The organism is Variovorax sp. J31P207 (genome assembly GCF_030316965.1).
Taxonomy (GTDB): domain Bacteria; phylum Pseudomonadota; class Gammaproteobacteria; order Burkholderiales; family Burkholderiaceae_C; genus Variovorax; species Variovorax ginsengisoli_B.
The window spans coordinates 597,747-622,621 of sequence record NZ_JASZYN010000002.1 but is presented as its reverse complement, the minus strand read 5'-3'; the positions used below and the strand labels follow the sequence as shown (position 1 = coordinate 622,621).

At 68.0% G+C, this 24,875-nt stretch carries 26 protein-coding genes and 1 pseudogene; 15 read left to right on the top strand and 12 right to left on the bottom strand.

The features are described 5' to 3' along the window. Window positions 1-42 precede the first annotated feature (42 nt). Window positions 43-1,995, top strand: a complete 1,953-nt coding sequence (locus QTI68_RS08540) for an Atu1372/SO_1960 family protein (RefSeq protein ID WP_286520948.1) — start codon at window positions 43-45, stop codon at window positions 1,993-1,995. A gap of 484 nt (window positions 1,996-2,479) precedes the next feature. After that, on the top strand, window positions 2,480-2,659 hold the full coding sequence (locus QTI68_RS08535) for a hypothetical protein (RefSeq protein WP_286520947.1): 180 nt from the start codon (window positions 2,480-2,482) through the stop codon (window positions 2,657-2,659). A 134-nt stretch (window positions 2,660-2,793) separates the two neighbouring features. On the opposite strand, the pseudogene QTI68_RS08530 reads toward QTI68_RS08535, so the two are convergent. After that, window positions 2,794-2,987: pseudogene (locus QTI68_RS08530) on the bottom strand (alpha/beta fold hydrolase); the annotation flags it as partial. Between the two features lie 87 nt (window positions 2,988-3,074). Between QTI68_RS08530 and QTI68_RS08525 the strand changes: the two are divergent. Both QTI68_RS08525 and QTI68_RS08520 read left to right on the top strand, forming a co-directional pair. After that, window positions 3,075-3,659 carry a TetR/AcrR family transcriptional regulator gene (locus QTI68_RS08525; protein ID WP_286520946.1) on the top strand — a complete coding sequence of 195 codons (585 nt, stop codon included), beginning with the start codon at window positions 3,075-3,077 and terminating at the stop codon, window positions 3,657-3,659. A 74-nt stretch (window positions 3,660-3,733) separates the two neighbouring features. Then, window positions 3,734-4,474, top strand: a complete 741-nt coding sequence (locus QTI68_RS08520; protein WP_286520945.1) for an SDR family oxidoreductase — start codon at window positions 3,734-3,736, stop codon at window positions 4,472-4,474. Between the two features lie 568 nt (window positions 4,475-5,042). Here the strand turns inward: QTI68_RS08520 and QTI68_RS40130 are convergent. Beyond that, window positions 5,043-5,153, bottom strand: coding sequence for an H-NS family nucleoid-associated regulatory protein (locus QTI68_RS40130; RefSeq protein WP_503011637.1), 111 nt, complete (start codon window positions 5,151-5,153; stop codon window positions 5,043-5,045). Window positions 5,154-5,565: 412 nt separating this feature from the next. On the opposite strand from QTI68_RS40130, the gene QTI68_RS08515 reads away from it, so the two are divergent. The 5 genes from QTI68_RS08515 (at window position 5,566) to QTI68_RS08495 (ending at window position 8,631) form a co-directional block, all read left to right on the top strand. After that, window positions 5,566-6,018, top strand: coding sequence for a MarR family winged helix-turn-helix transcriptional regulator (locus tag QTI68_RS08515; RefSeq protein WP_286520944.1), 453 nt, complete (start codon window positions 5,566-5,568; stop codon window positions 6,016-6,018). After that, window positions 6,018-7,280 (top strand): MFS transporter, encoded by a 1,263-nt coding sequence (locus QTI68_RS08510; RefSeq protein WP_286520943.1) that lies wholly within the window; start codon window positions 6,018-6,020, stop codon window positions 7,278-7,280. Before QTI68_RS08515 ends, QTI68_RS08510 begins: the two co-directional genes overlap by 1 nt. Window positions 7,281-7,351: 71 nt before the next feature. Beyond that, complete coding sequence (locus QTI68_RS08505; protein WP_286520942.1) at window positions 7,352-7,756, top strand: PaaI family thioesterase; 405 nt, start codon at window positions 7,352-7,354, stop codon at window positions 7,754-7,756. Beyond that, window positions 7,753-8,160: a hypothetical protein gene (locus QTI68_RS08500; protein ID WP_286520941.1), complete on the top strand. Its 408-nt coding sequence runs from the start codon at window positions 7,753-7,755 to the stop codon at window positions 8,158-8,160. Before QTI68_RS08505 ends, QTI68_RS08500 begins: the two co-directional genes overlap by 4 nt. Window positions 8,161-8,169: 9 nt before the next feature. Next, on the top strand, window positions 8,170-8,631 hold the full coding sequence (locus QTI68_RS08495) for a GNAT family N-acetyltransferase (protein ID WP_286520940.1): 462 nt from the start codon (window positions 8,170-8,172) through the stop codon (window positions 8,629-8,631). Window positions 8,632-8,641: 10 nt separating this feature from the next. On the opposite strand, the gene QTI68_RS08490 is transcribed toward QTI68_RS08495, so the two are convergent. The 9 genes from QTI68_RS08490 to QTI68_RS08450 form a co-directional block, all read right to left on the bottom strand. Beyond that, complete coding sequence (locus QTI68_RS08490; RefSeq protein WP_286520939.1) at window positions 8,642-9,445, bottom strand: ABC transporter permease; 804 nt, start codon at window positions 9,443-9,445, stop codon at window positions 8,642-8,644. A gap of 1 nt (window position 9,446) precedes the next feature. After that, complete coding sequence (locus QTI68_RS08485; RefSeq protein ID WP_286520938.1) at window positions 9,447-10,283, bottom strand: ABC transporter permease; 837 nt, start codon at window positions 10,281-10,283, stop codon at window positions 9,447-9,449. Beyond that, window positions 10,280-11,137 carry an ABC transporter ATP-binding protein gene (locus QTI68_RS08480; protein WP_286520937.1) on the bottom strand — a complete coding sequence of 286 codons (858 nt, stop codon included), beginning with the start codon at window positions 11,135-11,137 and terminating at the stop codon, window positions 10,280-10,282. The genes QTI68_RS08485 and QTI68_RS08480 overlap by 4 nt, the downstream gene beginning before the upstream one ends. A 79-nt stretch (window positions 11,138-11,216) precedes the next feature. Further along, on the bottom strand, window positions 11,217-12,197 hold the full coding sequence (locus QTI68_RS08475; protein ID WP_286520936.1) for a flavin reductase: 981 nt from the start codon (window positions 12,195-12,197) through the stop codon (window positions 11,217-11,219). Beyond that, window positions 12,194-12,571, bottom strand: a complete 378-nt coding sequence (locus QTI68_RS08470; RefSeq protein WP_286520935.1) for a VOC family protein — start codon at window positions 12,569-12,571, stop codon at window positions 12,194-12,196. Before QTI68_RS08470 ends, QTI68_RS08475 begins: the two co-directional genes overlap by 4 nt. Next, window positions 12,568-13,353: an SDR family NAD(P)-dependent oxidoreductase gene (locus QTI68_RS08465; protein ID WP_286520933.1), complete on the bottom strand. Its 786-nt coding sequence runs from the start codon at window positions 13,351-13,353 to the stop codon at window positions 12,568-12,570. The genes QTI68_RS08470 and QTI68_RS08465 overlap by 4 nt, the downstream gene beginning before the upstream one ends. A 13-nt stretch (window positions 13,354-13,366) precedes the next feature. Further along, on the bottom strand, window positions 13,367-14,434 hold the full coding sequence (locus QTI68_RS08460) for an LLM class flavin-dependent oxidoreductase (RefSeq protein WP_286520932.1): 1,068 nt from the start codon (window positions 14,432-14,434) through the stop codon (window positions 13,367-13,369). A 173-nt stretch (window positions 14,435-14,607) separates the two neighbouring features. Then, complete coding sequence (locus tag QTI68_RS08455; protein ID WP_286520930.1) at window positions 14,608-15,594, bottom strand: Bug family tripartite tricarboxylate transporter substrate binding protein; 987 nt, start codon at window positions 15,592-15,594, stop codon at window positions 14,608-14,610. A 105-nt stretch (window positions 15,595-15,699) separates the two neighbouring features. Next, window positions 15,700-16,779 (bottom strand): LLM class flavin-dependent oxidoreductase, encoded by a 1,080-nt coding sequence (locus QTI68_RS08450; RefSeq protein ID WP_286520929.1) that lies wholly within the window; start codon window positions 16,777-16,779, stop codon window positions 15,700-15,702. Between the two features lie 115 nt (window positions 16,780-16,894). Between QTI68_RS08450 and QTI68_RS08445 the strand changes: the two genes are divergently transcribed. Beyond that, window positions 16,895-17,851: a LysR family transcriptional regulator gene (locus QTI68_RS08445; protein WP_286520928.1), complete on the top strand. Its 957-nt coding sequence runs from the start codon at window positions 16,895-16,897 to the stop codon at window positions 17,849-17,851. A gap of 12 nt (window positions 17,852-17,863) precedes the next feature. On the opposite strand, the gene QTI68_RS08440 is transcribed toward QTI68_RS08445, so the two are convergent. Beyond that, window positions 17,864-18,739, bottom strand: coding sequence for an SMP-30/gluconolactonase/LRE family protein (locus QTI68_RS08440; RefSeq protein WP_286520926.1), 876 nt, complete (start codon window positions 18,737-18,739; stop codon window positions 17,864-17,866). 254 nt (window positions 18,740-18,993) lie between these two features. Here QTI68_RS08440 and QTI68_RS08435 point away from each other — a divergent pair, with 254 nt between their 5' ends. The 5 genes from QTI68_RS08435 to QTI68_RS08415 are packed head-to-tail and all read left to right on the top strand — an operon-like array spanning window position 18,994 to window position 24,858. Beyond that, a complete protein-coding gene (locus QTI68_RS08435; RefSeq protein WP_286520925.1) occupies window positions 18,994-19,764 on the top strand; it encodes an enoyl-CoA hydratase/isomerase family protein in 771 nt (256 codons plus the stop codon). A 4-nt stretch (window positions 19,765-19,768) separates the two neighbouring features. Beyond that, on the top strand, window positions 19,769-21,910 hold the full coding sequence (locus tag QTI68_RS08430) for an acetate--CoA ligase family protein (protein WP_286520924.1): 2,142 nt from the start codon (window positions 19,769-19,771) through the stop codon (window positions 21,908-21,910). Between the two features lie 8 nt (window positions 21,911-21,918). Then, window positions 21,919-23,121 carry an acyl-CoA dehydrogenase family protein gene (locus tag QTI68_RS08425; protein WP_286520923.1) on the top strand — a complete coding sequence of 401 codons (1,203 nt, stop codon included), beginning with the start codon at window positions 21,919-21,921 and terminating at the stop codon, window positions 23,119-23,121. A gap of 1 nt (window position 23,122) precedes the next feature. Beyond that, window positions 23,123-24,085, top strand: a complete 963-nt coding sequence (locus tag QTI68_RS08420) for an acyl-CoA dehydrogenase family protein (protein WP_286520922.1) — start codon at window positions 23,123-23,125, stop codon at window positions 24,083-24,085. 8 nt (window positions 24,086-24,093) lie between these two features. Beyond that, a complete protein-coding gene (locus QTI68_RS08415) occupies window positions 24,094-24,858 on the top strand; it encodes an SDR family NAD(P)-dependent oxidoreductase (protein WP_286520920.1) in 765 nt (254 codons plus the stop codon). Window positions 24,859-24,875 lie beyond the last annotated feature (17 nt).

Here is a 24,875-nt window from a genome sequence, read left to right as displayed (position 1 = left end):
GCCACGCAGCCTTCCCCACGACCCCGTCTTCCGAAAGAACCCATGAACATCCTCGTCGCCGGTTTCCAGCATGAGACCAACACCTTCGCCCCCACCGTGGCCAACTACGACAGCTTCGTCCGGGGAGAGGACTTCCCGGGCCTCGTGCGCGGCGAAGCGATGTTCGGACTGCTCGACGTGAACCTGCCCGCCAGCGGCTTCATCAACTTCGTGCGGGCGCAGGGGCACAGCGTCACGCCGGTCATCTGGGCCGGTGCGGGGGCCTCGGCTCATGTGACCACCCACGCATACGAACTCATCGCTTCCGAGATCGTCGAGGCTGCCAGGAGCGCGTCCTTCGATGCCATCTACCTGGATCTGCATGGCGCGATGGTTGCGCAGCACCTGGACGACGGCGAGGGCGAACTGCTGTCGCGTATCCGCGCCGTCACACGGCCCGGCATCAAGATCGTGGTCTCCGTCGATTCGCATGCCAACGTCACACGTCAGATGCTCGGTCTGGCGGATGGCGTGGTCGCCTATCGCACCTATCCGCACATCGACATGGCAGACACGGGCCGGCGCGCCGGCGAACTGCTGCTGGCCTTGATGCGTGCCGAACACCCCGCTCACCTCGCGATCCGGCGCGTACCCTTCCTGATCCCCGTGAACAGTATGTCGACCATGATGCAGCCCGCGCGCGGTGTCTACGACCTGCTCGAAGAGCTCGAGCCCACGGTGCTGTCCCTGTCTTTCGCGCCTGGCTTTCCGGCCGCGGACTTTCCGGAATGCGGCCCGGTGATCTGGGGCTACGGCTTCGACGCAGCAGAAGCCGAGCGCGCTCTCGACACTCTCTTCGATCGCGTCTGCAAGCCGGAGGACCAGTGGGCCGTCGAGTTCGAGGAGCCCGACGCCGCGGTGCAGCACGCAATGCAGGTGGCGGCCACCGCGCACCGGCCAGTGATCATCGCCGACACGCAGGACAACCCGGGAGTCGGCGGGGATTCGAACACCACCGGCATGCTGCGCGCCTTGCTGCGCCACGGTGCACAGGACGCCGCGATCGGCTTGATCTGCGATCCGCTGGCCGCGGCGGCGGCGCACGAGGCAGGCGTGGGCGCGACGATCAGCATCGGACTGGGCGGCTGTCCGCAGATCGAAGGCGATCCGCCGCTCCAGGCGAAGTTCCAGGTGGAGGCACTGTCCGACGGGAAGTTCGTCTACGCCGGCCCGATGATGAACGCCAAGGCCAGCGACCTCGGCCCGATGGCTCGCCTGCGCATCGGCGGTGTCCGCATCGCGGTGAGTTCGGCGAAGGCGCAGCTGCTCGACCGGAACATGTACCGGGCGGTCGGCATCGAACCCGAGCGCATGAAGATCCTCGTCAACAAGAGCTCGGTGCATTTTCGAGCCGATTTCGCGCCCATCGCCGAAGAGATCTTGGTTGTGCGCGCTCCGGGGCCCTTCATTGCCGACCCCGCGGAACTGCCGTGGACGAAGCTGAGTCCCGGCATGCGCACGAGGCCCAACGGCCCAGCCTTCGCCGGCGCCGGCGATGTCTATTCCAGACTCGCCCTGCTTGGAATCGAGCTGCCTCGAGCGGCTGCACCCGCCGCCTCCTATGCCCCCTTCCGGCGAAGCGGCGACCTGGTGCATCTGTCCGGCCACCTGTCGCGCCACCAGGGGCAAGTGCGCACCGGCCGGCTCGGCAGGGATCTGACGACCGAGCAGGGAAAGGCGGCAGCACGCGCGGTCGCCGTCGATCTGCTGGCAACGCTGCATGCCGCCATCGGGAACCTCAACGAGGTGACCCGGATCGTCAAGCTGAGCTGCATGGTGAACTCCACCGAGAGCTTCACCGAACAGCACCTGGTTGCGAATGGCGCCAGCGAACTGCTGACCGAGATCTTCGGTCCGGCGACGGGAATCCATGCGCGTTCCGCCTTCGGGGTCGCCCAACTGCCCCTGGGCGCGTCCGTGGAGATCGAACTCGTCGTCGAAGCTCGAGGGACTTGAGTTCCGCATGGGCACTGGAAAGTTGGTGCTGGCGACGTGAATCCAAGCGAACATTTAGCCCTCGAAAGGCGGGTGTCGAATCCTCGGCCCTTTTGGCACCGAGGATTCACCCCGCCAGAAAGTTGGATCAGTCGCAGGGTGCTGGACCATCCGCATTTCAGAGGCAATCCTGTTCCGGCAACAATCGCGCAGATACCCTGGTCGGGAGGTCAGCCGAAGCGCTGGAGTTGATCGACCACACCTTGGCATCCGTGCATGCGAACGGCGATTTGTGCTACCTCCCCGAGTTGCTCCGAGTCAAGGCGCGCGCCCTGGGTCGCACGCTCGGGCGCCCCGTGCAGGAAGCCGAGGAATGCCTGATGCAATCCCTGGATCGGAGTCGTCTTCAAGGGGCGCGGGGGTGGGAACTGAGGACGGCGATGGACCTTGCACGACTATGCAGCAAGACTAGCCGTGCCCAGAAGGGAAAGGCGTTGCTGATGACGTGATCGCCAACTACGAGGAAGGCCCTGAAACCGCGGACCTCCGGGAGGCGCGCGAGATTCTGGCGCGGATCGACGACATGTCTCCGTCGCCCGTGCCGATCGGCCAGCAGAACGTGGGACACCCTTTGCACTACTCATCCCCGGGCGAGTCGCGCTCAGACATCACTCTCTTGCGCTAGGGTTGTCGAAATGAAAATTCATCTCTGGCTCGCCTTCATTCCGTTTCTGTTGTTCCTGTGCGGCTCATTGTTCGCCGCGAGAGTTCAGCCCTTCGTGTTCGGACTGCCGCTCTTCGTCGCATGGACCATCGGGTGGCCGAGAGCAGCGCCGAGTCGGCGATCTGCACGATCTGGTCGTCATCGCCGTGCAGGATCAGCGTCGGCAGTCGAACTTATTCAGGTCCTCGGTGAGGTCGGTTTCCGAGAAGGCCTTGACGCAGAAGTACGAGGCCGGCATGCCGGCGGCCATGCCCTGCAGCCAGAACGACTCGCGCACGCCTTCGGACAAGCTCGTGAAGGGTGCCTCCCCTCAGTTAGCGGGCGACTGGAAGTTTGTTATTGACAGATTGGTCCATAATAGGTAGAGTTCACATCCATGGTCAGACCCCGCGAATTCGACAAAGAGGAAGTGTTGCAAAAGGCCACCCGAGTGTTCTGGGAGCATGGGTTCTCTGCGTCATCCACCGACCTTCTCCTGAAGGAGATGAGTATCGGCCGGCAGACCCTGTACAACACCTTTGGCGACAAGCGCCAGCTCTACCTCGAAGTGCTGAGGTCGTATCAAGAGCAGGCCTTGAGTGGTCACCTCGAACGCCTGAACACCCCGGAATCCCCGCTGCAAGGCATCCGTCAGCTGCTGCTTGGACTGGCGCCTGCTGACGACAGCATTAGAGCGCTGGGCTGCTTCGGCGTTGGGTCGGTGGGGGAATTTGGGACCAGTGACCCGGTCCTGATGGCGGCGCGGGCCTCGATACAGGCAGTGCTCCAGCGCCGAATCGAGTCGCGCGTGCGCGAAGGCCAGAACCTGGGCGAACTGGATGCTTCATTGAGCGCCAAGGAGGTGGCCGCGTTCATCCAGACTGCGATGGTGGGATTGCAGATTTCTGCCCGAGCAGGCGCGGACGTCAGAGGCATGCATGCCATTGCCAACTTCACGGCAGACCGCCTCAAAGCGGTTTGACGCTCACCGTCCTGCGGAGATGCAGGACATTTTTTTGCTCTGTTATTGACTGACTAGTCAAAAAAGGAATTGAAATGAACCAAACAACGCAAGGTAGTCGCAAGGCGGCGCTCGTCTTCGGGGGCTCGCGTGGCATCGGTGCTGCAGCGGTGACCCGGCTGCTGGCCGACGGATATGCGGTGGCATTCACCTATGTGTCCCGCCCTGACAAGGCCCAGGACATCGTGGACGCCGCGGCCAAGGAGGGGCTGCAGGCCCTCGCTATCGAAGCCGACAGCGCGGACCCTGCGGCGATTCGCCGCGCCGTCACCAAGGCGGTCGAGCGGTTCGGTCCGTTGAGCGTCGTGGTGGTCAACGCAGGCATTCTTCGGCTGGGAACTATCGACTCCGTCGATCTGGATGTCTTGGACCAGATGCTCAACGTCAATGTGCGCGGCGTCTACTTGTCCATTCAGGCGACCGTGCCGCATCTGGTCGACGACGCGCGCATCATCACCATAGGAAGCAACGTCGCCATCCGCACCGGCTTCGCGGGTTCGAGCGTCTACCAGATGACCAAGGCGGCCGTGGCAGGCATGGTCAAGGGTATCGCACTGGACCTCGCGCCGCGGCACATCACGGTGAACAACGTTCAGCCGGGCCCCACCGACACCGACATGAACGCGGGCCACATCGACATGCTCAAAGGCATGAGCCCGCTCAAGCGGGTTGGCACGCCACAGGAGGTGGCGGGCCTCATCTCGTACCTCGCGAGCGACGAAGCTCGCTACGTGACGGGGGCCAGCTTCACCATCGACGGGGGGCTCACGCTCTAAACGGAATGGTCGGCGATGCACGCCGAACACGTTCGCGCGGGCGAGGACAAGTGCCGCTGTGCGGGCCGGCTTGCAAGGGCCGCGCAGCCGACCTCGAGTTCATTGCGCGGTGGGGGGCTTCGTGGCTCTCGCTAAAACTGTGGCTCTCGCTGAGAACCTAGTCCTTGAGCCGCAGGTGCAGGTGCAGGTGCTGACCTAGCATGGAGTGCTGACGGCAGTCGGCCAACCTCGATGCGAGTCAGCGCGAGCAGGTCGCGCTTCGCCTCCGCCATGCTCCGATGTGTTCACGTTCCCCGTCACCTCCACAACGCCGAGGCACTTACAGGGGCAAGCCTCGGGTGGCGCGATCTGCCGAACCTGCAAGGCGGCAGGGTCGTGCCACGTCGCGCACGCGGCGAGCAGAAGGAGGGACGCCAGCAGGGCAACGGCTTTCATGAGCGTGGGGGCCTTGGCCCGACTGATGGTTGGTGGCGCGATTTGGCGTCCGGCCACAGCATTTCGGCATCTCGATAGCGAACGTCCGGTCGTGACCCGCGTGCTGCCGGATACCCACCCTGCACACTGGCGCTCAGCCCTTCATTTCTTCCAGGGCCTTCCCGCCAGCGAGCGCCTCCTTGAGCCAGCGCGGCTGCGGACCGCGACCAGTCCACGAGTTACCAACGCCATCCTGATGCAGCACGGTCCAGGGCCGACGCTTTGACTTGGCAGTGGGCTCAGAGCGTCAATCAGGAAAGCAATAGCCGAATGGTTTGCGAGGCCCGGTCGTCCGATCAAATTCACCCCTGAACGCGCGGTCGCGGCAGTCGGAACAATCACGGCCAAAACTCAAAGCCTGAATCGGCGAGACCCTCAACCTCGCGATACCATGTTCGAATCGACCAGTCATTTTCGCCTGCGCGTCCTGCTATGGACAACAAATGAACTCAGCCAGCAGGATGGCATGGCGACCCCAAACCGGCTCCTGAGCTTGGCTCGGGTGGCCGTTGGTCGCTGGAGCGCTTTTGGGCTGCTGGGCTCTGGCCATGTCCAGGTCGCTCCCGGGGTCTGGATAAGAAGCTAAACTTCGTAGTTATCCTGTCCAACAGAGCGCAATGCCCGCCCAACTCGCCGATCCCGACACCGACACCCCCCATGCGTTGGCGGTGGACCTGCGCATGCTGGCCTCGCAACTGCGCCGCCGGCTGCGTCAGGAAGCGTCCGTCGCCGACTGGACCGAATCCCAGCGCGCGGTCCTGTTGAGGCTGGAGCGGCAGGAGGCCGCCACCGTGACCGAACTGGCGCTGGCCGAAGGCGTGCGTTCCCAGTCCATGGGCGCCACCGTGGCCTCGCTGATCGAGGCCGGCTATGTCAGGGGCGCGCCGGACCCGGCGGACGGGCGCCGCACGCTGCTGTCGCTCACCCCGCAGGCGCGCAAGGTGTTCCGCCAGGTCCGGGCCGCGCGCGAAGACTGGCTGCAGCGCACGATCTCGGCGCGCTACTCGCCGGCCGAGCAGCGGCAGCTGGCCAGCGCGGTGCGGCTGCTGCAGCGCCTGCTGGAGGTCTGATGAGCAACACCTTCCGTTCACTGCGCAACCGCAACTACCGGTTGTGGGCGGCCGGCGCGCTGGTGTCCAACGTCGGCACCTGGATGCAGCGCACCGCGCAGGACTGGCTGGTGCTGACGCACCTGACGAACCACAACGCCACCGCGGTCGGCACCGTGATGGCGCTGCAGTTCGGCCCGCAGCTGGTGCTGTTGCCTTTCACCGGCCTGGCGGCCGATCGGTTGAACCGGCGCAAGCTGCTGATGGCGACCCAGGCCGCCATGGGCCTGCTGGCGCTCGGGCTGGGCCTGCTGACGGTGAGCGGCATGGCGCAGCTGTGGCATGTCTACGTGTTCGCGCTGCTGCTGGGCTGCGTGGCGGCCTTCGATGCGCCGGCCCGGCAGACCTTCGTGGCCGAGCTGGTGTCGGAGACCGAGCTGTCCAACGCGGTGGCCCTCAACTCCACCTCCTTCAATGCCGCGCGCATGGTGGGGCCGGCGGTGGCCGGGCTGGTGATCGCGGCCACCGGGCCGGGCGAGGCCTTCCTGCTCAACGCGCTGTCCTTCGTGGCGGTGCTGACCTCGCTGGCCTGCCTGCGCCAGGGCGAGCTCTATCCGCGCCACGGCGCGGCGGGGCGCAGCAAGGGCAGCTTGATGGAGGGCTTCCGCTATGTCTGGCGCCGGCCCGACCTGCGCGCCCTGCTGGCCATGCTGTTCCTCGTGGCCACCTTCGGCCTGAACTTCCCCATCTTCATTTCCACCATGTCGGTCGGCGCCTTCCACGGCGGCCCCGGCCAGTACGGCCTGCTCTCTTCGACGATGGCCATCGGCTCGGTCACCGGCGCGCTGCTGGCGGCGCGCCGCGCCCAGCCGCGTTTCGGCCTGCTGCTGGTGGGCTCGGCGGTGTTCGGCTTCGCCTGTCTGGCGGCGGCGCTGATGCCCAACGTGGTCGGCTTCGGCATCGCCCTGGTCGTGACCGGCGCGGCAGCGCAGACGCTCACCACCTCCACCAACGGCATGGTGCAGATGTCCACCGACCCGGCCCTGCGCGGCCGCGTCATCGCCATCCTGCTGGCGATCCTGCTGGGCAGCACGCCCATCGGGGCGCCGGTGGTGGGCTGGGTGGCCGACACCTTCGGCCCGCGCTGGGCCATGGGCGTGGCGGCCGCCGCGGGCTTCGGCTCCCTGGCGATCGGCCTGCGCTACCTGTTCAGGCACCACGGCCTGCGATTGCGACTCGAAGGGCGCCGGCTGCGCTACAGCATCGTGCCGCCCCCGCCCTGAGGTCCGCGGCCGCCGGCGCCGCGTCTCGACGGACAATATGCGCTGTCGAGACAACCGCCACACGCGCCACCATGGACCTCAGCAAATTCCCCAAGGACCTGATGCACGCCATCGGATTCACAGAAGTACTTCGCGTCGACCACGAAGCCGGCATCGCCCGCGTTCGCTACACCGCGCGTCCCGAGTTCGCCCACACCCAGGGCACCGTGGTGCAGGGCGGCCTGATCACGGCCTGGCTCGACAGCGCGATGGCCTTCGCCGTCATCGCGCGCGATCCCGATGCCAGCCTGGCGAGCCTGGAGCTCAAGGTGTCGTTCCTCGAGCGGGTCGGGGTCGCCGCCTACGAGGTCGAGGCGCGGGTGCTGCGCTGGGGCCGCAGCGTCGTCTTCCTCGAGGCCGATCTCTTCTCCGAAAGCGGCGCCCTGCTGGTGCGCGCCTCCTCGACCGGCAAGCTGCTGCGGCCGGCCCGCGCATGAGCCTGCTGCAAAGCGTCGAGTTCGGCAACGCCGGCGACCTGGACACCCATGGCACCGGCTGGATCGTCGGCTTCGGCGAATGGACCCACGGCCCGGCGACGGCCCTGCGGCATGTGGCCGACGGCACGACGTCGAGCGGACCTTGCATCAAGTACTTCCGGCATCCGGCGGGCCATCCGAACGGCGACCCCAAGCCGCTCAGCGAAGGCCGGACCCTGTCGATGCTGGTCGATGCGCAAGGCGAGTTCCGCATCGAGTTCTCGACCCGCGCCGACTTCGCGCCCGCGGACAGCCTCGCGCACACCCTGCGCCGCCACGGTGACTTCGTGATCTGGGGCCCCGGCATCCATCACCGCGCCTTCGGCATCCAGGCCGCGTGCATCCTGACGGTGCGTTGGGCATAGCCCCTCGATATGGACACTTCGTTTCGCATCCGCCCCGTCTCGGAGCCCGACTTCGCAGCCTGGCAGCCTCTCTGGGACGGCTACAACGCCTTCTATGGCCGCAGCGGTCCGACCGCGCTGCCGGCCGAGATCACGGCCACCACGTGGTCGCGCTTCCTCGACCCCGCGGAGCCGGTGCACGCGCTGGTCGCGGAGGGTGCCCATGGCCTGCTCGGCCTGACGCATTTCCTCTACCACCGCAGCACCACCCAGATCCGCATGAGCTGCTACCTGCAGGACCTGTTCACGGTCGAGGCGGCCAGGGGCCGGGGCGTCGCGCGCGCCCTGATCGAAGCGGTCTGCGAGCATGCAGCGGCGGCCGACTCGCCACGGGTGTACTGGCAGACCCACGAGACCAACACCACGGCGATGAAGCTCTACGACAAGGTGGCCGAGAAATCCGGCTTCGTGGTCTATCGAAAGCTGCTCTGACGCGCGCGCCTCAGCTCCCTGTCGAGGCATAGTGGCGCACGCCCTTGCCCCAGGCCGCGAACGAGAGCGCGAGGAACGCGAAGCCGGCCAACGGCGAGATCCATCCCACCCATGCCGGCGCACCGAGCGGGTCGGCCCGCCCGAGGATCGCCAGCCCCGGGTAGTAGGCCACGCAGGCCAGCGGCACGACGAAGGTCAGCAGGCGGCGGAACCAGCGCGCGTACAACGCCATCGGGTACTGGCCGGCCTCCACGCCGCCATAGGTGAAGACGTTGGCGACCTCCAGGCTCTCGACGGTCCAGAAAGCCAGCGTGCCCTGCAGCACCAGGATGCCGAGGAACAGCGCCACGCCGCCGGCGATCGCGAACAGCGCCAGCGCCAGGTGCGCCGGCGTCCAGCCGATCGGCGCCTGCAGGCTGGCGAACACCAGCACGAGCAGGCCCTGCAGCAGCCGGCCCAGGCGGCTGATGCGCAGGTCGTGCCCCACCAGCTGCAGCGCCAGCGCGCGCGGTCGCAGCAACAGGCGATCGAAGGCACCGGTGCGCAGGAACTCGGTGCCGAGTACGTCGAAGCCGCGGCCGAGCGCGTCGGCCAGCGCGAACATCATGTTGACCAGGCCGTAGAACAGCGCCACCTCGCCGATGCGCCAGCCCTGCACGGTGCCGAAGCGATCGAACAGCGCCCAGATCGCGACCACCTCGATGCCGGTCACCAGGAACTGCGACACCGTCAGCATCAGGGCCGACGCCGGATAGCGGGCCTGCCCCCGCAGCGATCCGGCCACGAGCCGGAAAAAGAGCGAAAACCCGTTCATGTCAGCCGCCCTGCACTTCCAGGCGGCGCATCGTGCGCGCCATGAGCCAGCGGCCGAGCATCACCAGCACGACGGTCCAGCCGGCCTGCAGCGCCAGCCCGCCCGCCGCCTGCCAGCCCGCGAATTGCGCCACGTAGAGCCGCATCGGGATGTCCATCAGGCCGGCCAGCGGCTGCAGCAGCAGGGCCGTCTGCCAGGGGTCGGGCAACAGGGCCAGCGGCAGCAGGTTGCCCGAGAGCACGACCACCACCGGCACGGCCAGCGCGTTGATCCCGCGCTCGTTGAGCGCGGCGGCGGCCGCGACGTTGAGCAGCATCACGAGCGACACCGACAGCAGCAGCGCCAGCAGCGCGGAGACCGCAAAGGCCAGTCCGCCCGCCAGGCCCGCGGGCGGCTGCCAGCCCCATTCGCCCCATCCCAGCAGCGGCAGGGCGACGCCTGCGAAGGCCACCATCAGGGCCAGCCGCGGCAGCACGCGCGCCGCGATCCAGCCCGCGCTGCGCACGTACCACAGCGCATAGGCGTCGACCGGCCGCAGCCGGTCGTAGGCGACGGACCCGGTGCGCACCGCCTGCGCCACCTCGGGGTCGCCGGCCCAAGGCAGCAGCGTGAGCAGGCCCTGGGCCAGCCAGGTGTAGGTGATCGCATGCGCCAACGTCATCGGCAAGTCGCCCGCCTCGGCGCCGCCATAGAAGGCGGCCAGCACCATCACCTTGATGCCGCCCCACCAGCATTGGGTGCCGAAGCCCGCGAGCGCCGCCGTGCGGTACTGCAGCATCTGCAGAAAACGCGAGGCGAAGGCGGCCGTGTAGGGCCGCAGCAGGTTCTGCAGCGTCATGCCTCGGCCGCGCCATGCATGGCGTAGAAGCGCGAGATCACCTCTTCGATCGCCAGTGCTTCGAGCGGGATGTCCTCGCCCGGCGACTGCGCCGCGCTGCGCGCGGCCACCACCTGGGCACGCAAGGCTTCCACCGGGCTGTCGGCCAGCACGCGGCCATGGCCGATGACGATCACGCGCTCGGCCAGCGCCTCGATGTCGTGCATGTCGTGCGTGGTCAGCAGCACGGTCGTGCCGCGCTCGCGGTTGGCACGCCGCACGAAGTCGCGCACCGCCAGCTTCGACGGCGCGTCGAGCCCGATGGTCGGCTCGTCCAGGAACAGCAGGTCGGGCTCGTGCAGCAGCGCGGCGGCGATCTCGGCGCGCATGCGCTGGCCGAGCGATAGCTGTCGCACCGGTTGGTCGAGCACGCGCTCGAGCCTGAGCAGCGCCACCAGCTCGTCGCGGGTGCGCCGGTAGCGCGCCGCGTCGACGCGGTAGATGTCGCGCAGCAGGTCGAAGCCCTCGCCCACCGGCAGGTCCCACCACAGCTGGGTGCGCTGCCCGAAGACCACCCCGATGCGGCCGACATGCTGCTCGCGGTCGGCGAAGGGGTCGCGCCCGGCGACCTCCACCCGCCCGCTGTCCGGCCGCAGGATGCCGGCCAGGATCTTGATGGTGGTGGACTTGCCGGCGCCGTTCGGGCCGATGAAGCCGAGCAGTTCACCGCGCTCCAGCGCGAACGAAACGCCGGACAACGCCTCGACCGTGCGATGGCGCCGCTGCAGCAGGCCGCGCATCGCACCGCGCAGGCCCGGATCGCGCTCGGAAATGCGGTAGGTCTTGACGAGGCGCTCGACGCGGATGTGGGGCATGGTGCGGCACCCACGGTGTGGGCAGGAAGGCGGGGGGCGGATTCTAGGGGAACCCTTGCCCGCCGTCGCACCGCAGCGGTCAGTGTTCGACCGGCGCCGCCACGGCGGTCCCGTCTGCCTGCGCAGCGCCGTCCCTGCGCAGCATCGTGATCAGTTCGTCCAGCGCGGCCACGGCACCCTCGGCGTCCCGCGCCCGCAGGCACTGGACCACCTTGCGCCGCAGCGGAAACACGTCGGGCCTGGGCCGCACCGGGATCACGTGCGTCATGCGCTCGCGCAGCACGGTGGTCATCGTCTGGGCCATGAGCCGCAGCGCTTCGTTGTGCCCGGCCAGGCTGATCGACGAGAAGAAGCGTGCCGTCGCCTCGATGCGCCGCGGCAGCGCGTCCGCGCCCTGGTGCTGCTCGATCTCTTCCACGGCGGCCTCGATCGCGTCCACCTCCTCGGCGGTGGCCCGGTCGCAGGCCAGCCGCAGCAACTTGCCGTAGAGCGCGCGGTAGGCCTCGTCGATGTCGACCGTTCCCAGCTGCCCTTCGAGCACCCGCTGGCGCAGCGACTCGGCCAGCATCATGTAGGCGCCCTTGTAGAACACCAGCGCATGGTCGGCGCAGCCGCTGCGCATGTGCTTCACCTCGCCGATGAAGATCTCGTGGTCGCCGGCCTCGTGGCGGGCATGGACCCGGCACTCGAAGCTCGCCAGGCAATCGTCGACCAGCGGCGTCCCCAGCGGGCCGGGACGCCAGGCCACACCTTCGAACTTGTCGGCGATCCTGCTCGATGCGAAACGCCCGGACAGCTGGTCCTGGCTCTGCGAGAGGATGTTGATGGCGAAGCTGTCGGCCTCGACGAAGGTGCCCAGCAGGCTGCTCGCCTTGCGCAGGCTGAACAGCACCAGCGGCGGCTCCAGCGAGACCGAACTGAAGGAGTTGCAGGTCAGCCCCACGGGCGTGCCGTCCGGCGTGCGGGTCGTGATGACGGCCACCCCGGTGGGGAAGCAGCCCAGCAGCTGGCGAAACAGCTTGGGATCGATGGGCTCGGCGTGCGGCGTCGTTTGGCTCATGACGTGCTCCCCTGGCGCTTGAAGAGTTGGACGATGTTGCCCTCGGGGTCGCGCAGCGACAGCACCGCGCCGTGGGCGCCCATGTCGCGCACGCCGAGCACCTCGCCGCCCGAGGCGGCGACCCGTTGCGCGGTGGCGGCGAAGTCGTCGACCTCGAACACCATGACGACGCCGGAAGTCGCCGGCACGGCTTCTTCGCGGCAGGCCAGGGCTACGCTGGTGTTGCCCACCCCGTACTGGATCCAGCGGTCCTGGTCGCGGAACTTGAGCTGGAGCCCGAGCGCCGATTCGTAGAAGGCATGGAGTTCGGCGGGCCGTTCGGCCACCACGAAAACGTTCTGCAGCCGCTTGGGCGATTCGATGGCGGGGTTCATTGCGAGCTTCCGTAGAGATTGGTCAGCGATGCCTTCAGGAAGCCGCCGTCGACCACGATGTCCTGTCCGTTCACATACGCGGACGCATCGCTGGCGAGGAAGCACACGGCATCCGCGATGTCCGCCGGCAGGCCGAGCCGGCGGGCGGGAATCCTGGCGGTGCGGGCCGCCAAGGCGCCCTCGTCGCGGTAGTGCGGCTCCGACAAGGGCGTGCGGATCATGCCGGGGCTGACCGCGTTGGCACGGATGCCGCGCGGGCCCCATTCCACGGCCATCTGGCGGGTCAGCGCCTGCAGCGCGGCCTTGGTCGGCCCGTAGGCGCCGACCCGCGTGGGCACCTGCGCGGCGATCGACGCCACGTTGACGATGCTGCCCGCCTCGCGCTCGAACATCATCGGCGCCAGGGCCTGCGCGCACAGCAGGGCGCCGCGCAGGTTGACCCGGAAGATGCGGTCCCAGAGGTCGATCGGGAGGTCCTCGAGGCCCACCGGCGCCCCGCTGATGGCCGCGTTGTTGACCAGCACGTCGCAGCGGCCGAAGCGCGAACGCGTCAGCGCCGCCATCGCGGCGACGGATGCCGGCTCGGCGATGTCGCAGTGCACCGACAGCAGGCCGTCGGCCTCGGTCGGCGTGGCCGCATGGCTGATGTCGGCCTGCACCACCTGCGCGCCGATCGCGCGCAGGTGCTGGCAGATGGCCAGGCCCAGGCCGCCGGAGGCACCGGTGACCACGGCCACCCGGCCCTGCAGGGCGGCGTTGTCGAAAGCGAGGGGAGCGCGCATCGGTGACGGCGCCTCAGGCAGCGACGGCATGCATCGATGCGACTTCCTTGCGGATCGCCGGAATGATCTTCTCGCCCCACAGCTCGATCTGGCGCAGCATGGTCTTCTGGTCGCAGTCGCCCAGCTGGGTCTGCAGCGCGATGTGCTTGGGCCGCAGGATGGCGATTTCTTCCAGCATCTTGTCGATCACCTGGTTGACCGAACCCACCGGCAGGTTCTTGCGCAGCTGCTCGAAGCTCGGGTCGGTGGGCGACGGCACTTCCTTGACCATGTAGCCGTCGTCCGATTGGGCGCGGCGGAACTTGAGACTTTCCGAGATGCGGCGCTGGAAGCGCGCGTTGTCCAGGTAGGCGTCGATCTCGGATGCCTTGTCGGAGGCGAAGGCGCAGCGCAGGAAGCCGAACTTCACGTCCTCGTCGAGGTCGGCGCCGTTGTCCGCCGCCACCTTGTCGAGCCGCTCGCGCAGCGCCACGATCGCGTCGGTGCCGTTGAGCAGCGCGGTCACGAACAGGTTGTGGCCTTCGCGCACGCCGCGGCCCAGCGAGACGGGGTTGCCAGAGGTGATCCACAGCGGCGGCATCGGGTCCTGCACCGGACGCACGGCGATCGAGCTCGGCGGCAGTTTCAGGTACTGGCCGTCGTATTCGACGATCTTCTGGGTCAGGCCCTTGGGCAGGATGTCCAGGAACTCGTTGTAGATCGCGCCCGACTCCTCGATCTTCACGCCGAAGCGCTCGAACTCGAATTCCTGGTAGCCCGAGCCGATGCCGAGCTCCAGGCGGCCGTTGGACACCGTGTCCACGAAGCCGACCTCGGCCAGGAAGCGCGCGGGGTGGTACAGCGGAAGAATGCACACGGCCGATCCCAGGCGGATGCGCCGGGTCTTGGCCGCCATGTGCGCGATCATCATCAGCGGCGAGGGCGACAGCGAGTAATTGTTGAAGTGGTGCTCCGCATACCAGGCGGTGTCGAAGCCGGCCTGCTCGGCGACCACGCTCTGCTCGATCGAGTTCTGGATCACCTGCTGCGAAGTCTGGTGATAGCCGCGCTGCTGCGCCAGGATGAATACGCCGAATTCCATGTCTTGCCCCGCTTCCGAAGAGTGATGTGCGATGCAGGAATTCTCCAGTCGCGCCCGGCAATCGGGAATACGGTCGGCGCGCGATTCAGTCCTGCAAAAAAGCGCGGGATCGCCCCCCCGAGGCAAAAAGAAACGGGGCCCAGAGGCCCCGTTCTTCGTCACTTGCGCGATGCTTACTTTTCGCTCAGGTCGGTCACCTTCGCCAGGCCTTGCCAGATGGCGGCGTCCTTCTTGACCGAGGCGGCGAACTGCTTGGCCGAGCGGCTCGGCGGCACGATCATGTTCTGGCCTTCGATCTTCTGGCGCACCTCGTCGGTCTTCTGCAGGCGGTTGATCTCCTCGTTGAGCCGGTCGATGATGGCCGTCGGGGTTCCCGCCGGCGCGAACACGCCGTACCAGCCGTCGGCCTCGAACTTGTAGCCCTGTTCGGCCAGCGTCGGCACGTCGCGCGTGGCCGGCCAGCGCTGCGAACCCGTCTGGCCCAGCGCCACCAGCCGGCCATTGCGCATGTGCGGAATGGGCGATGCGATGTCGGTGAAGGCCACGCTGATGTTGTTGGCGATCAGGTCGGTGACTTCGGTGACGATCGTCTTGTACGGCACGTGGGGCATGTCCAGGCCGTAGTGCGCCTTGATGCCTTCCATGGCCAGGTGGCCGGACGAGCCCGTGCCCCACGAGCCGTAGGCGAGCTTGCCGGGATGCGCCTTGGCGTAGGCGACCATGTCGGCCAGGTTCTTGAAGCCGGTGCTCGGATTCGTCATCAGCAGGATGCCCGCGGCGCCGACCTGCGCGACCGGCACCAGGTCCGTTTCCGCGTTGTAGGGCAGCTTCGGGTGGATCACGGGGTTAATGAGGATGGACGACGACGGCGCGAACAGCAGCGTGTAGCCGTCGCCCGGCGCCTTGGCCACCGTGTCGCACGCGATCAGGCCGTTGGCGCCCGGCTTGGCGTCGACCACCACCGGCTGCTTCAGCGTCTTGCCCAAGGGGTCGGCGATCAGGCGGGCGAAGATGTCGCCCCCCGCGCCGGCCGAGCCGGCCACCACCAGGCGGATCGGGCGCGAAGGCCACGGCTCCGGGGCGGCCATGGCCTTGACGCCGGCGCCGAGCAGCATGCCGCCGAGCAAGACCGTGCGGCGCTGGATGAGTGTGTTGTTCATGGTTGTCTCCTGATTCGACTGCGCAAAGCGTTGGGGGATGGGGGTCCGCCTGTCCGGACCCGGTGCAGGCCCGCTGGGCCAGGGGGCGTGCCGATTGAATTCGGGTCAGGCAGCCAGTGCGTCGATCGCCGGCTGCTGGCGTCCCAACTCCTTCTGGATGGCGGGGATGATTTTTTCACCCCACAGGTCGATCTGCCTGAGCATGGTCTTCTGGTCGAAATCGCCCAGCTGGGTCTGCAGTGCGATGTGCTTGGGACGCAGGATGCTGATCTCCTCCAGCATCTTGTCGATGACCTGGTTGACCGAGCCCACCGGCAGGTTCTTGCGCAGCTGCTCCATCGTGGGGTCGGTCTCGGACGGCACTTCCTTGATCATGTAGCCGTCGTCGGACTGGGAGCGGCGGAACTTCAGGCTCTCGGAAATGCGGCGCTGGAAGCGGGCGCAATCCAGGTAGGCGTCGATCTCGGCCTGGTTGTCGGAGGCATAAGCGCAGCGCAGGAAGCCGAACTTGACGTCGCGGTCCAGGTCCTTGCCGTTGTCGTCGGCCACCTTGTCGAGGCGTTGGCGCAGTCCCTGGATGGCTTCGTTGCCGTTGAGCAGCGCAGTCACGAACAAGTTGTGGTTCTCGCGCACGCCGCGGCCCAGCGCGACCGGGTTGCCCGAGGTGATCCACACCGGCGGCATCGGGTCCTGGACGCAGCGCACCGCGATCGAGCTGGGAGGCACCTTCAGGAAGCGGCCTTCGTACTCGAAGATCTTCTGGGTCAGGCCCTTCGGCAGGATGTCCAGGAATTCGTTGTAGATCGCGCTGGCGTCGGCAATCTGGACGCCGAAACGCTCGAACTCGAACTCCTGGTAGCCCGAGCCCACGCCCAGGTCGAGGCGGCCATTGGAGACCGTGTCCACGAAACCGACCTCCGCCAGGAAACGGGCCGGCTGGTAGAGTGGAAGAATGCAGACCGCCGTACCCAGGCGGATGCGCGTCGTCTTGGCGGCCATGTGGGCGACCATCATCAACGGCGACGGCGAGAGCGAATAATTATTGAAGTGATGCTCCGCATACCAGGCATTGCAAAAGCCGGCCTGCTCCGCAGCGACAGTCTGCTCGATGGAGTTGTTGATGACCTGCTGCGAAGTCTGGTGATAGCCCCGTTGCTGGGCGAGAATGAATATTCCGAAATCCATGTGTGCTGTCTCCGCGAAAAATCGGGCCCGCGAGGGGTCAGCAAATTCTCGGGCAGGCCAGCTGAATTGATAATGGATGAAATTGCAGATCTGAACTGCGGAGACTGGAGGACTGATGGATAGATTGCGCGCCATGGAGCTGTTCCTGTCCATCTCCCAGACCCGTAACTTTTCCGAGACCGCGCGCCGCTTCGGGATCTCCGCCACCGGCGTGTCGCGCATGATCACCGACATCGAGGACGAGCTGAAGGTCAAGCTCCTGCTGCGCTCCACGCGGCAGGTCGCGCTGACCGAGTCGGGACAGGAATACGCGCGCCAGCTGGAGGGCATCCTGTGGCGCATCAACGAGCTGCAGGCCAACATCACCGCCATCAGCAGCGCGCCGCAGGGCCTGCTGCGCGTGCATTCGCGCATGATGTTCGGCTTGGGCGTACTGCCGCCCCTGATCGCATCGTTCCGCAAGCTCTACCCGGAGATCCACATCGAGCTCACGCTGGGCGAGACCGCGGCCGACCTGCGGCGCAGCCAGATCGACATCGATTTCCGGATCTCGCCGCCGGTGGAGGCCGGCGTCAAGCGCCGCATGCTGTTCCAGAGCGATCGCTACCTGGTGGCCGCGCCCGCCTACCTGGCCGGCAAGCCCGCCCTGCAGGCGCCCGAAGACATCCTGGCGCACGAGTGCCTGGCCTACCAGCTGCCCGGCGACGAATACACCTGGTTGTTCAAGCAGCCGGCGCAGACCAGCGCCATCGCGTTCAAGCCGCGCCATGTCAGCAACAACGGCATCGCCCTGCTGGAACTCGCGCGCCTGGGCGAAGGCCTGGCGCTGCTCGACGACTACACCGTGCACAACGACCTGCGCCAGGGCCGGCTGGTCCGGGTGCTGGGCGACCATCGCATCAGCAACAAGGGCTTCGACGAGGGCATGTACGCCACCATCCTCGACACCCCCATCATCCCGGCCAAGATCCGCCTGTTCCTGGATTTCGTGGCCGAGCACGTGGCGGGGCCGGAGCTGCGCTTTTCCGCCCACAGCAAGGCCGCCGGGCTCGACGCCCCGCCCGCGGCCTGACCGCCGCGCGGCCTACAGCGGCATCCGGCACTCGGGGCGGGCCGCGCCACTGAAGCCCAGGCCGGTCAGCTTGAGCACGGCGCCATCCAGGGGCCCGGAGGCGCTCAGGCGGCCGCTGTCGCTGATGGTCGTGACGAACAGATCGTCCATCGCCGGCCCGCCGAAGCACAGTGCGCTCGGGTGGGCCACCGGCAGCGCGACCTGGTGGGTGAGCCGGCCCTGCAGGTCGAAGCGGGCCAGCGCCCCCACGCGCACCAGCGCCATCCACAGGCCCCCTTCGCTGTCGAAGCAGCAGCCATCCGGTCCGGAGTCCTGGGCGTCGGTGCGCACGAACACCTGCTTGTCGGCCAGGCTGCCATTGGCTGCGATCGCATACGAATAGACGACCCGTGCGGCGCTGTCGGCCACGTGCAGGCGGCCGTTGACCGGGTTCACGCAGGGGCCGTTGGTGATGCCCAGGCCGTCGTCGAGCTTGTGCAATTGCAGCCGGGTATCGAGCCGGTACAGGCCGCCCAGGGGCGGCTCGTCGGCCTCGCGGAACACATGCATGGTGCCGACCACGAAGCTGCCGTCGGCCAGCGCGATGCCGTCGTTCAGCCGCAGGTGGGGGTGGCTGTGCTCGATGCGCGCCAGCGGGCGCAATTGCCCGCTGCGCAGGTCCAGCGCCGCGATCTCTTCCTTGAGGGCCAGCACGATGCGGTCGTCGCCGTTGAAGGCGAACGCGCCCAGGGGCGCAGGCGCCTCGTGGCGCGCCGTCACCGCCCCGGTGCCGGGGTCCAGCGCCAGCACCAGGCCGGCGCGGCAGTCCAGCAGCCAGAGCTGCTGTCCATGCCATACCGGGCATTCGCCCAATGCGGTTTTCAGATCTCCGAGGCGCTGAATATTCATTTTTGCACTCGCGCTTTAATTCTCTCAATTGAATTGAATCGACCAGATAAATCAATTGAACACATGGAAATTATCGTCCGTCGACTGGATGGAGGTCATGGTAGCGACCCTCTGGCGGCCCACCCGCCAGCGAATCCTTCATTTTTTGCAGAACACTCTCCCGGAAAAACGAGAAATCAAATTCAATGCGATTTCTATAATCGATCGAGCGTATTAAAACCGGGACAAACGTCTTTTTATTGCAGAGGTGGCGTATGAGTGATGAATGGGTTCGTCTGGAAGTTTCCGATGGCGTGGGACTGGTCACCATGGACCGCAAGCCGGTCAATGCGCTGAGCCGCGAGATGCGCCACGCGCTGGTGGCCACCTTCGACGCCATCTCCGAGCGCACGGACATCCGCTGCGCCGTCCTGACCGGCGCGGGCAGCGTGTTCTGTGCCGGCGCCGACCTGAAGGACCGCCCCGACGCCGATGTCGCCGGCGACTTCCTCGCGCACAACCGCATCACCCGCGAGACCGGCAACGCGATCCGCGAGTGCGCCAAGCCCGTGATCGCCGCCATCAACGGCGCGGCGCTGGGCGCCGGCTTCGGCCTGGCGGCGGCCTGCGACATCCTGTATGCCTCCGAGAACGCCACCGTGGGCATGCCCGAGATCAACGTCGGCCTGGCCGGCGGCGCCTCCATGCTCAAGACCCTGTTCGGCCGCTCCACACTGCGCCGCATGTTCTTCACTGGCCAGCGCCTGAGCGCGCACGACCTGCTGAAGCGCAACGTGGTCGACGACGTGCTGTCCGAGAAGGACCTGCTGCCCTTCACGATGGCACTGGCACGCGAGATCGCATCCAAGGCGCCGCTGGCCATCGCCTACGCCAAGCGCGCGGCCAACATGGTGGATGTCATGCCCCAGCGCGACGCCTATCGCTTCGAGCAGGAGTTCACCATGGCCCTGTCGAAGACCGAGGACGCCCGCGAAGCGCGCATGGCCTTCCTCGAGAAGCGCGCGCCCGTTTTCAAGGGACGCTGAAGCCATGCTGACCCAGGTTCAAGCCGCCCCGGGCGCCGGGCTCGACGCCTTCTTCAAGGCCGACGGCGTGGCCGTCATCGGCGCCTCCGACGACATCACCAAGATCGGCGGCCGCCCGGTGCAGCTGCTGCGCAAGTACGGCTACGCCGGTCCGATCTATCCGATCAACCCCAAGGGCGGCACCCTCCAGGGCCTGCAGGCCTACGCCTCGATCCTGGACACGCCCACGGCGCCGGAACTGGCGATCCTGGCGGTGCCGGTGGAAGCCACGCTGCAGGCGGTGCGCGACTGCGGCAGCCGCGGCGTGCGCGGCGTGATCGTGCTCACCGCGGGCTTCGCCGAGGCCGGCCCCGAAGGCGCGGCCCTGCAGGCCGAGCTGGTGCGGGTCGCGCGCAACCACGGCATGCGGCTGCTGGGCCCGAACTGCCTGGGCACCGTCAACGTGGTCGACCGGCTGGTGGGCTCGTTCTCGATCGCGCTGGAGCAGAGCCTGCCGCCGGCCGGGCAAGTGGGCATCGTCTCGCAGTCGGGCAACATCGGCAGCTTCACCATGCGCAACATGGCCGATCGCGGCCTGGGCGTGAGCCGCTTCATCGCGACCGGCAACGAGGCCGACGTGGACGTGGCCGACGGCATCGCGGCGCTGGCGCAGGACGACAGCACCCGCATCATCCTGTGCGCCATGGAAACCTGCCGCGATGCCGGCCGGCTGTTCCAGGCGCTCGACATGGCGCGCCGGCAGCACAAGCCGGTGATCGTGCTCAAGATCGGCGCCACCGAGCAAGGCCAGGCCGCCGCCGCCTCGCACACCGGCGCGCTGATGGGCTCCGACGCCGTGTTCGACGCCGTCTTCCGCCGCCACGGCGTGCTGCGCGTGCGCTCGTTCGAGGAGCTGCTCGACGTCGGCCATGCCGCCGCCCTGCTGGGCCGGCAGCGCCTGCCCGCCACCGACGCCGTGACGCTGGTGGCCGCCTCCGGCGGCTTCGGCATCATGATGGCCGACGCGATGGTGCAGGCCGGCATGACCTTGCCGCAGCTCGCCGAGACCACCCGGGCCCGGATCCGCGAGGCCGTGCCCACCGCCGGCACGAACAACCCGGTGGATGCGTCGGCCCAGATGTCGGCCCGCCCTGACATCCTGCTGAAGATGCTGAGCGCGCTGCAGGACGACGCCAACGGCAGCACGCTGGTGCTGCTGCTGGCCCTGTCGCTGTACAACCCGCGGCTGCGCGGCGTGTACCTGGAGGCGCTGTCCAAGGTCCGGGCCAGCCATCCCGATCGCCTGCTGGTCATCATCAGCCAGGGCCCGCCCGATGCGGTGGCCGAGATCAATGCGCTGGGCATCCCCGTGTTCCCGAGCATCCCGGCGGCCGCCATCGGACTGGCCGGCCTGGTCAGGCTCGGCCAGCTCGGCGCCCTGCCCGCGGCCGCCCCCTACGACGGTCCGGTCGACAGCGTGGATGCGGCCGTGTTCCGCAACGAGTTCCATGCCAAGAAGGCGCTGGCGGCGGCGGGCATCAGCGTGCCGCGCGAGGAGATCGTGGCCTCGGCCGACGAGGCCGTACGCAGCGCCCGCGCCACCGGCTACCCGGTGGTCCTCAAGATCGCCTCGGAAGACATCGCCCACAAGACCGAGATCGGCGGCGTGGCGCTGGGCCTGCAGGACGATGACGCCGTGCGCCAGGCCTACGACCGCCTCCTGGCCAACGCCCGGCAGCACGCGCCCGAGGCACGGCTGGACGGCGTGCTGGTGGCGCCGATGGTCCGCGGCGGCGTGGAGCTGATCGCCGGCGTTTCGCGCGATCCGGTGTTCGGCCCGGTGGTCATGGTCGGGCTGGGCGGCATCTATGCCGAGATCCTGAAGGATGTCGCGGTGCAGGTGGCGCCGGTCTCCGAAGAAGAAGCCCTGCGGATGATCCGCAGCCTGAAGATGTTCCCGCTGCTGGACGGCGCCCGCGGCCAGCCCAGGGCCGACGTGGCCGCCGCGGCGCGCACCGTGGCCCGGCTGTCGGACTTCGCCTGCCGCCATGCCGCCGACGTGGCCGAGATCGACATGAACCCCATCCTGGTCAAGCCGCAAGGCGAAGGCGTCCTGGTCCTGGACGCCCTGATGGTTCCCACCTCCCGCAACCGCCCTGCCCCCTGAGGCCTCTCATGCACATGGAAAAGAACCCGGCCATCCCGGACGCTGCAGCGGGCCCGGCCGTCTACCGGCAGTACGCCCGCCAGTGGCTGGGCGCCCACCTGCCCGCGCACATGCGTGCGGACAGCGTCGACTACCGCACCCCCACCCTGGACGAGTGCCGGGCCTGGGAGGCGTCGATGTACGACGCCGGCCTCGCGGGCATGACCTGGCCCAAGGCCTATGGCGGCCTCGGCCTGACGCTGCGGGAGCACCTGGTCGTCAACAAGGAAGTGGGCGCGCTGGCCATGCCGGAGAGCGTGAGCTCGATCGGCAAGGAGCTGGCGGGCCCGATCATCCAGACCGTGGGCACGGAAGAACAGAAGCAGCTGTTCCTGCCGCGCATCCTCGCCATGCGCGACTACTGGTGCCAGGGCTTCTCCGAGCCCGACGCGGGCTCGGACCTGGCGCGCCTGCGTACCAAGGCCGTGCCGGAAGGCGACGCCTGGCGCATCAACGGCCAGAAGATCTGGACCAGCGGCGCCGCCAAGGCGCGCTACTGCCTGCTGCTGACCCGCACCGGCACGGTGGCCGACAAGCACCGCGGCCTGCTGATGTTCGCCGTGCCCATGGACACGCCCGGCATCCGGGTGGTGCCGATCAAGTCGATCGATGGCAAGGTGTCCTTTGCCGAGGTCTTCTTCGACAACGTCGTGGTGCCCGACAGTGCGCGCCTGGGCGCACCGGACGAGGGCTGGAACGCGGCCATCCGCGTGCTGTCCATCGAGCGCGCGACCAACCGCATGTACCGTGCATGGCGCTTCGACTGCGAACTGCGCCAGCTGGTCGCCGCCTGCAAGTCCGATCCGCAGTTGTCGAGGCTGCTGGATGACGGCAGCTACCAGCGCCGCATCGGCGACGTGGTGGGCGAGATCGATGCGCTCAAGGGCCTGGTCGAGCAGACCGTGAACCGGATGATGGCCGGCGACAAGATCGGTGCCCGGGGTTCGCTCACCAAGCTGTATTGGTCCGAGTGCCACCAGGCCTTCGCAGGGCTGGCGCTCGCGCTCGTGTCGCACGTGAACCCGCGCTCCAGCGCGCTGGCGCAGCGCGCGCGCAAGCACTTCACCACGGCCTATTTCTATGCGCGTGCCGAGACCATCTACGCCGGCACCACCGAAGTGCAGCTGGACATCATCGCCCAGCGCATCATGAATCTTCCGAAGGACCTCTGAGATGACCATGCCGGACAACGATCTCAAGCCCGAAGAGTTCGCCCAGGCCGCGGCCGAGGCGATCCAGGATGCGCAGACCCGCGACTTCCGCGACGCCGCCCGGGTGCTGGCCGCCGCGGGTCTGTGCGGCGTCTGCGCGCAGGAGGACGCCGGCGGGCTGGCACTGGGCATCGCGTTCGCGCTGCCCATCGCGACCGAGGCGGGCAAGCTGCGCCTGCACTGGCCGCTGCTCGAAAACCTCCTGGTCGCAAAGGCGCTGGGCGACTCGCCCCTGGCGGCCCAGCTGGCCAGCGGCGAACGCGTCGCCACCTGGGCGCTGCAGGGCAGCCTGCAGGACGGGCTGGCCGGCCAGGCGCGTGGCGCCAGGGACTGCGACTGGGTGCTGGTGGCCGATGGCCGGGGCGGCGGCGCCCTGCTGGACGTGCGAAGCATCGAGATCCAGGAGGACGAGGCGCTGGACCCGGAGCATCCCCAATCCTGGCTGGTGCTGGACGATGCCGAAGTGCTGGCGCAGCTGGATGCCGCGGCCTTCGCCGCCCTGCAGCGCGACAGCCACATCCTGATCGCCGGCTTCGTCAACGGTGCGGCCGAGGCGGCCCTGGCCACCACGGCCGGCTACATGTCGACCCGTGTGCAGTTCGGGCGCCCGCTGTCGGCGAAGCAGGCCGTGCGCCACCTGCTGGCCCGCATGCGGCTGCAGCAGGAGGCCTCCAGCGCCGGCATCCAGCGCGTGCTCGACACCGACGAATACGGCCGCGTGCGCGAGACGCGGCCGGTGCTGGCCAATGCCCTGGCGAGTGCGGCCTTCGTGCTGGAGAAATCGATTCATCTACACGGCGGCATGGGCTTCACCTGGGAAGTGCCGCTGCACTACGCCCTGCGCGAAGTGCGCAAGTTCGATGCCGCCTTCGGCTCGGGCGCGCTGGCCAGCCAGGTCGGCCGCGACTTCATCCAGTCAGTGTGAAACAAGGAATGCGAATGAACCAGGATCTGCTCGGCCGCGTGGCCCTCATCACGGGCGCCGGCGCCGGCATCGGCCGCGAAACCGCGCTGCAGATGGCCGCCCGCGGCGCCATCGTCTGCGTCAACGACCTCAAGGAAGAACTGGTCATGCCGGTGGTGGACGAGATCCGCTCGCGCGGCGGCCAGGCCCATGCCGTGGTGCAGAACATCGCCAGCCGCGAAGGCATCCGCGAGGCCATCCAGCGCGCGCATGCGCTGGGCGGGCGCTTCGACATCCTGGTGAACAACGCCGCCTGGGTGCGCTACCAGGCCATCCCCGAGATCATGTCCGAGACGGTGGAACGCATGCTGGACGTGGGCTTCAAGTCCGTCATCTGGAGCCTGCAGGAGGCGGTGGCCCTGATGGACCCCGAGCGCGGCGGCGCGATAGTGAACGTGGCCTCGGTGGCGGCGCTGCGCTCGGCCGCCAACTCGGTGGTCTATTCCGGCATCAAGGCGGGCATCCTGGGCATCACCCGCGCCGCGGCCGCCGAGCTGGGCCCGCGCAACATCCGCGTCAATGCCGTCTGCCCTTCGGCCGTTCCGACCGAAGGCACGCAGCGCAACCGCAATGCCGAGCGCGACGCCAACCGCATTGCCCGCACGCCGATGGGCCGCCTGGGCACGGTGGAGGACATCGCCCGCAGCATCTGCTTCCTGGCCAGCGACGATGCGACCTTCATCACGGCCCAGGCGCTGGTGGTGGATGGCGGCATCACGCTGACCAACATCTGAGACGCGGGCGGTGGCGC

Excerpts from the sequence above, each read along its gene's own strand:
- QTI68_RS08540 (WP_286520948.1), top strand. The coding sequence starts at position 43 with ATGAACATCCTCGTCGCCGGTTTCCAGCATGAGACCAACACCTTCGCC.
- QTI68_RS08525 (WP_286520946.1), top strand. The coding sequence starts at position 3,075 with ATGGTCAGACCCCGCGAATTCGACAAAGAGGAAGTGTTGCAAAAGGCC.
- QTI68_RS08520 (WP_286520945.1), top strand. The coding sequence starts at position 3,734 with ATGAACCAAACAACGCAAGGTAGTCGCAAGGCGGCGCTCGTCTTCGGG.
- QTI68_RS08515 (WP_286520944.1), top strand. The coding sequence starts at position 5,566 with ATGCCCGCCCAACTCGCCGATCCCGACACCGACACCCCCCATGCGTTG.
- QTI68_RS08510 (WP_286520943.1), top strand. The coding sequence starts at position 6,018 with ATGAGCAACACCTTCCGTTCACTGCGCAACCGCAACTACCGGTTGTGG.
- QTI68_RS08505 (WP_286520942.1), top strand. The coding sequence starts at position 7,352 with ATGGACCTCAGCAAATTCCCCAAGGACCTGATGCACGCCATCGGATTC.
- QTI68_RS08500 (WP_286520941.1), top strand. The coding sequence starts at position 7,753 with ATGAGCCTGCTGCAAAGCGTCGAGTTCGGCAACGCCGGCGACCTGGAC.
- QTI68_RS08495 (WP_286520940.1), top strand. The coding sequence starts at position 8,170 with ATGGACACTTCGTTTCGCATCCGCCCCGTCTCGGAGCCCGACTTCGCA.
- QTI68_RS08490 (WP_286520939.1), bottom strand. The coding sequence starts at position 9,445 with ATGAACGGGTTTTCGCTCTTTTTCCGGCTCGTGGCCGGATCGCTGCGG.
- QTI68_RS08485 (WP_286520938.1), bottom strand. The coding sequence starts at position 10,283 with ATGACGCTGCAGAACCTGCTGCGGCCCTACACGGCCGCCTTCGCCTCG.
- QTI68_RS08480 (WP_286520937.1), bottom strand. The coding sequence starts at position 11,137 with ATGCCCCACATCCGCGTCGAGCGCCTCGTCAAGACCTACCGCATTTCC.
- QTI68_RS08475 (WP_286520936.1), bottom strand. The coding sequence starts at position 12,197 with ATGAGCCAAACGACGCCGCACGCCGAGCCCATCGATCCCAAGCTGTTT.
- QTI68_RS08470 (WP_286520935.1), bottom strand. The coding sequence starts at position 12,571 with ATGAACCCCGCCATCGAATCGCCCAAGCGGCTGCAGAACGTTTTCGTG.
- QTI68_RS08465 (WP_286520933.1), bottom strand. The coding sequence starts at position 13,353 with ATGCGCGCTCCCCTCGCTTTCGACAACGCCGCCCTGCAGGGCCGGGTG.
- QTI68_RS08460 (WP_286520932.1), bottom strand. The coding sequence starts at position 14,434 with ATGGAATTCGGCGTATTCATCCTGGCGCAGCAGCGCGGCTATCACCAG.
- QTI68_RS08455 (WP_286520930.1), bottom strand. The coding sequence starts at position 15,594 with ATGAACAACACACTCATCCAGCGCCGCACGGTCTTGCTCGGCGGCATG.
- QTI68_RS08450 (WP_286520929.1), bottom strand. The coding sequence starts at position 16,779 with ATGGATTTCGGAATATTCATTCTCGCCCAGCAACGGGGCTATCACCAG.
- QTI68_RS08445 (WP_286520928.1), top strand. The coding sequence starts at position 16,895 with ATGGATAGATTGCGCGCCATGGAGCTGTTCCTGTCCATCTCCCAGACC.
- QTI68_RS08440 (WP_286520926.1), bottom strand. The coding sequence starts at position 18,739 with ATGAATATTCAGCGCCTCGGAGATCTGAAAACCGCATTGGGCGAATGC.
- QTI68_RS08435 (WP_286520925.1), top strand. The coding sequence starts at position 18,994 with ATGAGTGATGAATGGGTTCGTCTGGAAGTTTCCGATGGCGTGGGACTG.
- QTI68_RS08430 (WP_286520924.1), top strand. The coding sequence starts at position 19,769 with ATGCTGACCCAGGTTCAAGCCGCCCCGGGCGCCGGGCTCGACGCCTTC.
- QTI68_RS08425 (WP_286520923.1), top strand. The coding sequence starts at position 21,919 with ATGCACATGGAAAAGAACCCGGCCATCCCGGACGCTGCAGCGGGCCCG.
- QTI68_RS08420 (WP_286520922.1), top strand. The coding sequence starts at position 23,123 with ATGACCATGCCGGACAACGATCTCAAGCCCGAAGAGTTCGCCCAGGCC.
- QTI68_RS08415 (WP_286520920.1), top strand. The coding sequence starts at position 24,094 with ATGCGAATGAACCAGGATCTGCTCGGCCGCGTGGCCCTCATCACGGGC.